Below are 12,374 nucleotides of genomic sequence, written 5' to 3' on the forward strand. Positions count from 1 at the left end.
TGTGTATAACAGACTCGTAAATCAATCTGATTTGATCACAAAACCGATCAAATTCGGGAATAATCAACGAGCCTTTTACTGCGCTATTGATTTAGAAGCGTACGTACTAAACATGGTTTGACTTTTCAAGGCTTTCAGCAACTCTTCTATGCTAAGAGGATCGCAAAATATAAGGCCTTGAATCATGTCACAGCCTAATTTTTCTAAGCAATAAAATTGATCGAGGTTATTTACTCCTTCAGCAATTATTTTGAGTTTACAAGTTTTGGCGAGCGAGATAACAGACTCGACTACAATAGATGATTGCTCGTTATTACTGCTTAGGTTTTGTATAAAACTTTGATGTATTTTCAATGTATCCACTGGGTAATGTACCAAGTGGTTGAGAGATGTAGCGCTCACACCAAATTCATCTAAAGTAAGCGTAATTTCCATATCTCTAAGTATTTTTAAATCTTTGCAACTATTTTCATAGTCTTTTGACGCGGCGCTTTCGCTCACTTCAATACCAATCCATGTTGCGGGTATACGATAATAATTGAGTTGTTTAGCCAAGTTTTCGACAAAACTAGAATTTGCTACTTCGAGGGTAGTGACGTTAACACAAAACTTTACACCTAATTGCGCAATTGCATCATAATTGTTCTTTAGCATGCTTAAAGTAGCATTTATTGTCCACGCATCAACCGCGTCTAGTAATTTGTGCTCTTGGGCTATTTTGTAGAGCGTTTGTGTATCTTGATGCTTGAGTAGTTCTGAATCACTAGTAAATACAACTTCTACGCTTTCTACATGTTTATTTAGCGTATTGTAAATAGGTAAAAACTTGAGTTTAAGTGCATCGCTTTCTATTTGTTGGATGAGTTCGTCGGCAATTCGTTTGTGACTCATTTGTTCACTCTCAACATTCGCGTCATACTCTTTAAAACTATTTTTACCTCGCCTTTTGGCGTAATACATAGCGGCATCGGCTTTGCCAAATAGTATTTTTAAATCTGCAGAGTGAAGAATGTCATTCGATACGCCCATGCTGACAGAAATATTGATAGAGTGACCATCTAAGTGCACTGGCGCGGTAAGTTGTTTAAAAATAGACTCAGCTAGCTGTTTTGTTATGATTGGGTCTTGATTGACCAACATTATTGCGAATTCGTCGCCAGATAGACGGGTAAATTTTAGGTTTTTATCGCCTATTGTTGAGTCATTTATGGCAACTTGCACAAGCTTACAGAAGGTTTTAAGTAATATGTCGCCAATAAGATGGCCATATTTGTCATTGATATGCTTGAAGTCATCAATGTCCATGTACAACAAAGATGCTTTTTTTAAAGCGCTCTGTGAACAATTAAGTTCGTCAACCCAAGCTTGCATTCCTCTTCGGTTAGCAAGCCCTGTCAAAGGATCCATAAACGACAGTTGCCGTTGGTTTTCAATTTGGCGGTTGATTAAAATAACAATTGAAATAAACATTATCAGAATAACGATGCTCATAACATGGGTTAGGCTTAGCCACTTTCCATGCAGCTTGGCTTGATAAACAATTAACTCGTAGTTACCGATTTTGTCTAAATTATTGTAAATAACATCTAACGATTGCACATTTGATAGGTCAGTTTGCGCATCATTATAGTGAACGTTGTATTGATTTATCCACCAACTTTCTACCCTAAAAAACTCTAATGGAAAACTATAAATGTGCTTGTTTTTGTCAAGTGTTGCAGTCACACTATTGAACTTTTGGGAAACAACATCTTCAGATTTTGAGTATTTTTCGTTGTAATTTTTAAACGTAAGTTTTACTTGTCGATTGTCAAATTCATTGGCAACGCTAATACCAATTTCTAGTCGATCGAAATTTGTAATATCCCAACCTTCTTTTAATACAGTGCTTGTCCAAAAGGTCGCACCACAAAATGTATCCGATTTCTCTTCAACAACCACACACGAAACACCAATATGGTCTGTTGATTTCTTTATGGAAGCAGTATTTTTGCCATCGTTTACATAATCGATATTAGGTACTTTTTCGCTTTTTAGTAAGTCGATCTGTCGATCCAAGGCTCCTGAAAAGTACGCAAGTAAAATGCTCATTGCTAGTAAGACAAGAGAGTAAACAGCCCGTAAATGTATTTTATTATTCACTATTTACCCCTTTTTTTGAATATCCCCTTTGTATCGACAATTATTATGTATTCTTCAATGCTTTTGCATACGAGGTGCTGATTGATACATCAAACGCTTTGTGCAGCTTAAGAGACAAAAATAGTCATAAGCACTCTATTAAAGAAGGTAGGCATTTCAACAACACACCAGAATGGTCCATCCCTAATCAACATAGAAGCACTCGACGCTAGGCCATTAAGTACTCCCACCAGAGATTGCTTTACTGGTGATATGTTTGACATATAGGCGCTGACTTCTGATTAGGCTAATTTGTTACATAAGGCAAACTCGATGGGTCTATTCCCTGACCAACGTTAAACAAAAACACAGGACCAAAGGCTATTTCTTGTGATGCACTGGCTACCTGAAAAGCGACTTGTAGTTCTCCGGCTTTATAGTCTCTATCCGCTACACCAGAAAAAGAATAAGACTGCATTTTTTCATCAACGCTAATAGTCTTAGAAAACAAACTACCATATGGCGGCGCATTTTGCTGCACACCAACACCATGTATGGTGATCCTATCTGCGTTTTTTGGAAGTTTAGTTGCTTGGGCAAAAAACGTGATATAGACCACATCGCCTTTTTTCAAATCTGCTATAACAGGCGTATTCACGCCCGCATCGTATACATTTTTGGATTTTTTTGTTTTAACATTAAACGCTTTTCCGCCAATCATACTTGGCATATCAACAAGCTTTGCCTGCAACTTATCACCATAACTCGTTAGGCTCTCAGCATAAGGACGCGCAATAATTTGGCTACCCTCGGGTAATATTTGAATTAACTTGGCAAAAACTTGCTCAATTTGCTTATTTTCTTGTGCATATGCGGGATGAATAAAATTGGCTAAAAAAAGCAGCAAGCAGTATTTGTATATTGTATGTATGGAATTTTTCATGTTACCTCCCCAAACGGTAATGCGTTTATTCTAAATCGCAACTTGCCATTTGTTAACAAGTTGTAACTCAAAATATCTTATGAGGATACTTAGTACAAGAAAAATGTAAGCGGTTTTGATGAGGTGTCGTTGATAATTAATCGAGAACACTATGCGAAGAAAACGCCGAACTAAAGAAGAATGGAAAGCCACGCTTGACGCTCACAAAGCCAGTGGCTTACTCGCGCCCGAATACTGCGCCAAGCAAAAAACTCATCTGCAAACGTTCTATGCTAGGAAAAGCGATGTCCTAAAGCCGTTACCTAAACCCAACCCTAAATCATGGGTAAAAGTGAGGAAAGATAAGGGGGAGCCAACATCCTCGTCCCAATTGAGCCTTCACTATTAAGTGTAATGGTCTAATTAACTTAGACTCTTCTTTAGTCACTGTTCGAATTTCGTCTAGAATATGATTTGAAACGTCAGCTTTGTTCAATCGATCAAATATTACTGCGCCTGAAATGCGCCGTTATTGGCACAGAGTTCTATTACCATTTTTCTAATTTGCAAAACCTCACCAATAAAAAACAAAACCCGCTAAGCGTCATCGCTTGCATTATAGATAGCCACGTTATTCAAAAAATACTGGAGCATTTAGATAAAAAATACCCTACTTCTTCACAAACAACGCTATTACCACCTTTGCGTGCACCACCTGATGAACAGCGCGACTTCAACTTTGGGGCGTAGACAATAAGCAAAATAAGATACTAAGAAATAGATTCTGAAATGGTAGGGCAACATGCGCTCAAATTCCATTATTGCTATACCAAAGACTTGAAAAGACCATACAATGAAAACTGTTCAATTAGCCAAAATGCCTAAATCATCTTCGCAACGAACATCTAGCCAAACTAAAAGCCAGCTGTAACGAAGGGTAGCGTATAGTGTTAGTTTTACTTATACTCTGCTAAGTGGAATCGCAATCCAAACAAGTTAGATAATGAAGACCGTAAAGCTATGTTTCATGGTACAAACGCCAGTAGCCACACGGCAACCGTATGGCATGGGTTTAGTGTCTATTTTCCAAGCAAGAGCACCAAACTGACTAATAACCACAATCCGCTTTTTTTTCAGCTACACGGGGCTCCCGATAAAACCCTACAAGGAAAAGAACCCGGTCGCAATCCGCCATTGGCCCTGACTATTACCAACAAGGGTTTTGATATTGGGTATGGATGGGATGCTAGAAAGTTTGCAGTAGACACCGGTGGGCAAGGACGTGGGAAAGTTACGGTGCCAGTCAATATTGCAGATTACAAAGACAAGTGGCTCGACTTTGTGTTTGAAATAAGCTCCAACCCTTTTGAAGAAGAAGGCTACATCAACATGTGGATCAATGGTAAGCAAATGGTAAAACTCACCAACATCAAACTTGGCTACAATGATGACAAAGGGCTTTACCCATCATGGGGCTGGTATCAGACCGGTAAATATAATCCTGCTCGTAACAGTGATGCTATTATGTTTATGGATGAATTGCGCCACGTAGAACATGAAGAAGCTGGCTACTACGATGTTGCACCTGGGTATTTTGAGCAATAATATAAAGAAATAAACCTAACGTAGCCATTTTATTGTACTTCTTTACCTTAAAAGTTTGCTGGACTAAACACGCGGCTATTTGTTAAGGCCACTTAGCTTCTAAGATACGTTATTTTCGATAACACTATTATATTAAGGGAAAATAAAGTGAAGGCAAAAATCATGTTTGTAAGATTCAGTGTTTTGCTCGGTAGCATTTTTTTGGGGCAGGGGTGTGCAGTTTTATCTAATGAAGAAGCAACTAAAAAAACAACAGCACAAGCGCCAATTAAGAATATTTTATTTATCGCCATTGACGATTTACGTCCAGAGCTAAAATCTTTTGGCGCAGCACATATTCACTCGCCGAATATTGATGAGCTAGCTGAAAGTAGCCGGCTGTTTTTTAATCATTTTGTAAATTCACCCAGTTGCGGGCCGTCTCGTTATTCGTTGTTAACCGGTCGATATGGCCATTACAGTAATCAGTCTATCCAAGCAAGGGGGAAAGCTCTATTAGAAGGCTCTAAGCAAATTGCGCCAAGTATGCCGGCGTGGTTCAAATCTCATGGGTATACTACGGTCTCTGTCGGTAAAGTTTCTCATTATCCTGGTGGAAAAATCGGGAAAAATTGGGATGACGCCACGCAATTAGAAATGCCTAATAGTTGGACGAAAAGCTTGATGCCGGTTGGTGAGTGGGGAACGCCAAAGGGAGCGATGCATGGTTTAGCCTTCGGTGAAGTTCGCATTAACGCTTCAAAAATGAGCGTTTTTCAAGCAGTAGAAGGTGATGACAATATTTATCCAGATGGCCTGATCACCGAAGAAGCCATTAGACAACTTCAGCAACTAAGCAAATCACCTGAAAATCCTTTCTTTTTAGCTGTGGGGCTTATTCGCCCGCATTTGCATTTGGCGCACCTAAAAAATATCTCGATTTATACGAGGGGGTTGAGTTCCCAAAAAATCCTTTCCCGAATAAACCACAAGATCCATCCACTTGGTTCAACTCGAATGAGTTTATGAAATATAACCGTTGGGGTAAAAATCCGCTGCAAGATGAAGCCTTTGCTGAATTAGTTCGTCGTCACTATGCAGCTTGTGTGAGTTATGTTGACGCACAAGTGGGCAAAATTCTAAACATGCTAAAAGCATCTGGGGCAGATAAAAATACGGTAGTTGTTTTATGGGGAGACCACGGTTGGAATTTAGGTGAACACGCTATGTGGGGCAAACATAACTTGTATGAAGAAGCGCTGCGATCACCTCTATTAATTGCTTACCCAGATATGCCTGAACCTGGCGCAAGTACAGATGCTGTTGTTGAAACTGTCGATATTTTTCCAACCTTAGCAAAATTAGTGGGATTACCTGTACCAGATGAGTTATTGCATGGGCAATCCATGCTCAAGTTGCTAAATGATTCAAATGAGCAAGGAGATACCGCTTATTCATATTGGCGAGGCAAGCACACCTTGCGTATGGGCAATTTTCGGTTAACCCGTTTTGGCAACAAAGGGCTGGCGTTGTATGACCTGACGAGTAAGGAAAAAGAAACTAAAGATGTAGCTGAAAAGCACCCAGAAGTTGTTGAAAAAATGCTTGCAATACTAAAAAGCAAGATGAAATTGAACGAGAAGTTTTAACGTTATTTGGCTCGAATTAACTGCCTATTTCAAACCCTAAGGGTTTGGCAGCCTGACTTTTTACGCCAACAACTATCATAGGTGTTCATATTCAATCATAAGTAGTCAAATATGCTTTTGTGGCATCGCCCAATCTGTTAATATCTCAAAATTGTATAGTAATTAAGCGGCTAAGTAGACAAAGTCTGCTGATTGCATGGTTAGTTTTGTATGGCTGATTGAGCATCGAACGTAGCGAGAAACAACGATGAATAAAGGTAAAGTTAGGACACGATTAACGAGTTTTATGTCAGATCATCAAGTTACAATTGGCTTTAAACAACGTGCAAAGAAGGTGCTTGCTTGTATATTGTTGCTCGTGATTAACAATGCTGCTGCTCTTACAACTAATAACTCCGAAACTAAAATAAATAAAGGTGATCGGCTTGGTCACGATATGACGGCACCTATTCCTGCCGAAGAAATACCTCCAGCACCAGTGCTAAATGTAGAAAAAGCGCTCCAATCTATTCATGTGCAAGATGGATTTGTTATTGAAAATGTCGCTGCAGAGCCTCTTATTCAAAGTCCAGTTGATATTGCGTTTGATGCGAATGGTCGTATTTGGGCTGTAGAAATGCAGACTTATATGCCTGACTTAGATGCAAATAATGAAGAGGTTCCCCAAGGCCGTGTTGTTTTACTTGAAGATACAGATGCAAATGGCAAAATTGACAAACGTACCGTTATTTTAAACGATGTTGTTCTTCCTAGGACCATATCTATGGTCAAAGGTGGAATATTATATGCCAGTCATGAGTCACTCCATTTTGCAGAAATTCTCGAAGATAATAGCGTTGGCATACATGAAGTAGTGGACCCAATTTACGCAAAGGGTGGAAACGTAGAACATAAACCTAATGCTATGCACTATTCGCTTGATAATTGGTATTACAACGCTAAGAGTAATCGCAAGTATAGAGTTGTGCCTTTAAACTCAGCAATTCCTGATAGTGCCGAAGAAATATATCGCAACAAATATTGGAAAATGCTCTTATCCACTACCGAGAATCGCGGACAGTGGGGGATTAGCTCAGATGATTATGGACGCCTTTATCATAATGGTAATAGTTCGGCAGCACGCGGTGAATATTTGAGACCAGGTGCATTAATGAATAACCCAGGTTTGCAATTTGCTGTCGATGCCAACACCTTAGGCTCAAATCATGTTTTTCCTATCAGAATAAACCCTGGGGTAAACAGAGCATACTTACCAAACACGCTTGTTGCAGAAGGGCCAAACAAAGGCAAACTTAATAAATACACGGCCGCATCGGGGAATAATCTGTATCGAGGAGATCAATTTCCAGAAGAATTTTATGGTGTGTCTTTTACACCTGAACCTGCTGGTAACCTAATTAGTGTGCGCAGAGTGACGCAAGTTGAAGGAAAGCTTGAGGGAACAGAAATCTATCCTCAAGCAGAAATTCTTGCGTCAACAGACGAGCGTTTTCGCCCTGTCAATTTGAATACGGCTCCTGACGGTACTTTGTATATTGTGGATATGTATCATGGCGTGATTCAGCATGCTGATTACTTGACAACATATTTACGAGAACAATACGAATCTCGCGATTTACAAAAACATAATGCTGGTATGGGACGAATATATAGGCTGCGATGGGCACAAAGACCGTTGGGGTCGCTTCCAAGCATGACATCAGAAAACCCGCAAAAATGGGTCACCCACCTTGAACATCCAAATGGTTGGTGGCGAGATATGGCACGCCAATTAATTGTGCAAAACTATCTACAATCGCTGGTCCCGCAGATAAAAGATATTGTTAAAAACAGTCAAAGTCATATCGCTCGAATCAATGCACTTTGGACACTTGAGGGCTTAGATGCAATAGATATTGAAACTATTGAATTAGCGTTACTCGATAAGCACGACAAAGTAAAAGTGGCAGGTATAGAGTTGAGTACTCGACTGTCTAAAAATGATCATGAGAGCTTGGCGCAAAAACTATTTACCTTACATGATGATAATTACGAATTAGGCGTGAACGTGGCTTTAGTAGCGGGCCAAATTGATAGTCCATTGGCGCTTCCTGCGCTTGAACAAGTGCTAAACTTGTATGGAGGAAAGCCCTATGTGTATGAAGCTGTCATAAATGGACTTACTGGCAAGGAGAAAGAGTTTGCTCAATATTTAGACGCCAAAGATACGTTTAACAATACTGAATTTACAGATTTGTTAGCAAAAGTAGGTCGTAAAGACATAGCCAATAGTAATGTGCTTAATTTGAGTAAAGGCCAACAGAACATGTACAAACGTGGGAAAGCATTGTATGACGGCAAGGCTGCATGTTTTGGGTGTCATGGGCAAGACGGAGAAGGTATCAACAGCATGGGGCCACCACTTGTTAATAGTGAGTGGGTTATTGGCAATCCAGAAATATTAGCGAAAGTTTTGCTTCATGGATTGATGGGGCCAATCACTGTTGATAACAAAAAATATGACATTAGTATGATCATGCCTGGCTTTGCTCAAAGTCTAAGCGATCAAGAACTTGCTGATATAAGCACATACATTAGAAACAATTGGGGAAATAAAGCACATCCGTTTGGTGGTAACGTTGTGACTAAATTCAGAACGCAAACAAGCGACAGGCAAATGCCATATACAGAAGCAGAATTAATTGACCGTTCAAAAAATGATTAGTTTAAGAGTGGACGGCATTAGAAAGACCTATTTGAATAGCTTAGCTTCATCTAAGTAAAGGGTTAAACTATGAGATTAAGTGACTCAATTCTGCTTGTAAGTGTGATTTTATTTTGTTTTGCTGAAAACGTATATTCACAAGAGCAAAGTAGCGTTGAAGTGGTCCAAGTTAGTGGAACTCGACTAAACGAGGGTGTTCTAGGTGCTTATAGCGTCATTATTCGAGAACAAATCGAGCAAATAAACCCTGCTTCCACTACCGATCTTTTAAAACGCTTACCACATGTTGATGTATCCGAAAATGGAAGTGCCGGTGGTTTACCTTTTGTGAGTATAAGGGGTGGGGAGTTTAATTTTACTTTAGTGACCATTGATGGAATTCCTGTTAATGACAGCACAAACAGCCGTGGTGGAGGTTTTGATTTTAATCAAATAAACCCGTCAGCTATTGAGCGAATTGAAGTGTTCAGAGGTGGCGTGAACACAATATACGGTGGCGATGCAATTAGTGGTGCGATAAATATTGTTACCAGAGATACAACTTCACCTGTACTTGGATTAGAACTAGGAAATAACAAAGATTTGAACGCCAGTTTAACGGCGAGCTATCAAGCCTATGAAAATTTGACCGTGTTAGCGTCTCTTTCAAGTCAAAATAAAGCAGTATCTTCATTTGAAAAACTAGCGTCTGATCAGATATTGCTAAAAATGCGTTATCAAGGAACAAATCATAATGTAGCGGGTTTGTTAACTCACAATCAATCTGATGTCAGTGGTTTTACCGAGGACTCGGGTGGTGAAGTATTTGCCATGCCAAAAATTGCAGAACAGCGCGATAGTAAACAGACATTAATGGGACTAACGTCTACCGTAAACGCAAGTGATAGCTTAAGCTTGTCAGCCCAGCTTTCATGGTTACGTCGAGAAGAAGGTATTATTAACCCTGGTATATCCGAAGGAGTGTTCTCAGGGATCCCACCTAGTAATATACGATCAACATATGAAAAGCTTGAGTTTGATTTATATTCCAATTTTCAAATCACCGATAACACAGACTTAATATTTGGGGGCAGTCACCGCACGCAAGACGGCAAAAATAGAGGGGAGCTAGATTTTGGCGGGGGGCCTTTGCAGGTCGATTATGACTTCTCTCAAGATATAAATTCTACCTATGCAGAACTGCAGCATAGCGCAAAAAATCTGACCTTTGAGCTTAGTGCTCGACTTGATTTACCACAAAGCTTTGACAATGAAACAAGTGTTAGGTTGGGCGTAACCTATAATGTTAACAAACAATACCAGATTTTTGCGACTTATAATGAAGGTTATAAGCTACCTAGCTTTTTTGCACTAGCCCACCCTTTGGTTGGTAATAGTGCCTTGCGCCCTGAGCGAAGTAAGAATTTTGATTTGGGTTTTTCGAGTCAATTTAATGAAAATACTCAATATAGCGTCGTGTTTTACATGAATCGCTTCACCGATCTGGTCGATTTTGATGCTGCATTGTTTACTAATGTTAATCGCAACAAGGTAAACACTTCGGGTTTGGAATTTGACTTTATCACCAAGATTAATTCACACCTGAATTTTGTTCTTAATACAAGGTACTTAGAGATAGACGCTGATGATGGCGTAGTGCTCCGTAAACGTCCCAATATTAGTGGAAATGCAAGCTTAGATATTGCATATAAGAAAACGAATAACTCGATATATATCGACTTTCGAGATGAGTTTTTGGATAGTTCTATTGCAACGGGTTTTGTTCGCTTGCCAGGCCACGTAAGTGTTGGATTCAGCAGTGTTGTTAATTTATCTTCAAATACTGATATCACTATAAATATTGAAAATGTACTAGGTAAGCAGATTGAAGATTCTGTTGGATTTTTACAAAATGATGCGCAGATTCGCCTGGGTTTGACGTACCGCTTTTAAAATATGCCTGCGTAACGCTATATGCTAGCAATTGAAATCAGGAAAGGAAGTGGAGATTAAAGTGACAATGAACAAACGACTAGCGTTTATATTATCAGTAATTATAGCCTTTATGCTTACCTTGCAGGCATGTTCAGACGTGAACACCACTGCATCAAAAAAGTCGATGCCTCCTTTTGATCTAGTCATAAACGAAGGGTTTTCTGATGCCTTAGGTTTTTATGACTCTACGCCTAATTTTTCATGGAAATTGCCCGTAAGTAGAGATGTTTTATCGCAATCACAATACCAAATTGTTGTCGCTAGCCAAGCCGAGTTATTACCTAATACCCCCGACCTTTGGGATAGCGCTATTGTGCCAAGTGGGGAAACGACTTTCATCAATTATGAAGGCAAAACACTATCGTCTAGGCAAGCAGTATATTGGCAAGTAAAGTTTTGGGATGAGCAAAAAAATGAGTCAAGTTGGAGCGAAATTGCCAAATTTGAACTGGGTTTATTATCAAATTCGGACTGGTCGGCAAATTGGATTGAGATTGATAATCCAGAGCCAATAGCATTGAATGAATACAAAACGCCTATTCATATTCCTCAGCATTTACGCACTGAATTTACAACAGTACAAAGCATTAAAAAGGCACGTTTGTATATTACTGCCAAAGGTATTTTTGAAGCCTTTATAAATGGTCAACGCGTTGGTAGTGATATATTAACGCCTGGCTATACACCTTATAAAAAACGCATTGAATAGTACCTCACCTCCCAAAATCAGGCTCATAGTTCAGTCGTTTTCTAAGCGCTTGTTTGACATCCTTGAATGCCACTATTCAAGGATGAAGGAAGTGCTGGCGATACAGCAACAACAAAAGTACAAACGGCACCGCCCCGAAACTACCTTACTTTATCAGTTGGTCGAAAGGTACTATCCAGAATTTACCGCCAGCTTAGCCGAGCAAGGCAAACACTTACCCAAATATGTTGAACGTGAGTTTGATGAGTTCTTGCGTTGCGGCCGACTTGAGCACGGCTTTCTACGCGTGGTATGCGGCGACTGCAAACATGAAAAGTTAGTCGCGTTTAGCTGCAAGCGAGGTGGATTTCTAGTCGCGGTCTGCAGGACCAAGCTGTGGCGCAAGACGAATGGCTGAAAGCGCAGCGCTGTTGGTTGATGATGTGCTTAGCAGTTCCTGAAGGGCGTACCCAGTGCGCCAGTGGGTGCTAAGTTTACCCATTCCCCTTCGCTTGCTGCTAGCAAGATACCCAAGTGAGTTAAGCAAAGTGATGCAAATCATTCACCGCGCCATTTCCACTCACATTGTTAACAAAGCAGGCTTTACAACTAAACAAGAAAATACGGGGGCTGTGACACTTATTCAACGCTTTGGCAGCGCGTTGAATCTAAACATCCACTTCCATATGCTGTTTCTTGAAGGCACAATTAGCGAAAATTCATGGGGTGGCA

9 protein-coding genes and 1 pseudogene are annotated in these 12,374 nt (G+C 39.9%); 8 read left to right on the forward strand and 2 right to left on the reverse strand.

Annotated features, from left to right (window positions below; translation table 11 throughout):
• Nucleotides 1-75: 75 nt before the first annotated feature.
• Both AB9H30_RS06790 and AB9H30_RS06795 read right to left on the reverse strand, forming a co-directional pair.
• Entirely contained in the window at nt 76-2,142 is a 2,067-nt protein-coding gene (locus AB9H30_RS06790; RefSeq protein WP_371193898.1) for an EAL domain-containing protein, read from the reverse strand.
• A 286-nt stretch (nt 2,143-2,428) separates the two neighbouring features.
• Nucleotides 2,429-3,064, reverse strand: a complete 636-nt coding sequence (locus AB9H30_RS06795) for a hypothetical protein (protein ID WP_371193899.1) — start codon at nt 3,062-3,064, stop codon at nt 2,429-2,431.
• A 453-nt stretch (nt 3,065-3,517) separates the two neighbouring features.
• Here AB9H30_RS06795 and AB9H30_RS06800 point away from each other — a divergent pair, with 453 nt between their 5' ends.
• From AB9H30_RS06800 to AB9H30_RS06835, 8 genes and pseudogenes are all read left to right on the forward strand, one after another.
• Nucleotides 3,518-3,793, forward strand: coding sequence for a hypothetical protein (locus tag AB9H30_RS06800; RefSeq protein WP_371193900.1), 276 nt, complete (start codon nt 3,518-3,520; stop codon nt 3,791-3,793).
• A gap of 270 nt (nt 3,794-4,063) precedes the next feature.
• Nucleotides 4,064-4,648 (forward strand): heparin lyase I family protein, encoded by a 585-nt coding sequence (locus AB9H30_RS06805; RefSeq protein WP_371193901.1) that lies wholly within the window; start codon nt 4,064-4,066, stop codon nt 4,646-4,648.
• A gap of 162 nt (nt 4,649-4,810) precedes the next feature.
• A complete protein-coding gene (locus AB9H30_RS06810) occupies nt 4,811-5,656 on the forward strand; it encodes a sulfatase-like hydrolase/transferase (protein ID WP_371193902.1) in 846 nt (281 codons plus the stop codon).
• Nucleotides 5,653-6,276 (forward strand): sulfatase-like hydrolase/transferase, encoded by a 624-nt coding sequence (locus AB9H30_RS06815; RefSeq protein WP_371193903.1) that lies wholly within the window; start codon nt 5,653-5,655, stop codon nt 6,274-6,276. Before AB9H30_RS06810 ends, AB9H30_RS06815 begins: the two co-directional genes overlap by 4 nt.
• A gap of 286 nt (nt 6,277-6,562) precedes the next feature.
• Nucleotides 6,563-8,980, forward strand: a complete 2,418-nt coding sequence (locus AB9H30_RS06820; protein ID WP_371193904.1) for a PVC-type heme-binding CxxCH protein — start codon at nt 6,563-6,565, stop codon at nt 8,978-8,980.
• A gap of 69 nt (nt 8,981-9,049) precedes the next feature.
• Nucleotides 9,050-10,912: a TonB-dependent receptor plug domain-containing protein gene (locus AB9H30_RS06825; protein WP_371193905.1), complete on the forward strand. Its 1,863-nt coding sequence runs from the start codon at nt 9,050-9,052 to the stop codon at nt 10,910-10,912.
• A 67-nt stretch (nt 10,913-10,979) separates the two neighbouring features.
• Nucleotides 10,980-11,663 (forward strand): alpha-L-rhamnosidase N-terminal domain-containing protein, encoded by a 684-nt coding sequence (locus AB9H30_RS06830; RefSeq protein WP_371193906.1) that lies wholly within the window; start codon nt 10,980-10,982, stop codon nt 11,661-11,663.
• Nucleotides 11,664-11,745: 82 nt separating this feature from the next.
• Nucleotides 11,746-12,374, forward strand: a pseudogene (locus AB9H30_RS06835) (transposase zinc-binding domain-containing protein); the annotation flags it as partial.

Source organism: Glaciecola sp. SC05 (genome assembly GCF_041380235.1).
Taxonomy (GTDB): Bacteria; Pseudomonadota; Gammaproteobacteria; order Enterobacterales; family Alteromonadaceae; genus Glaciecola.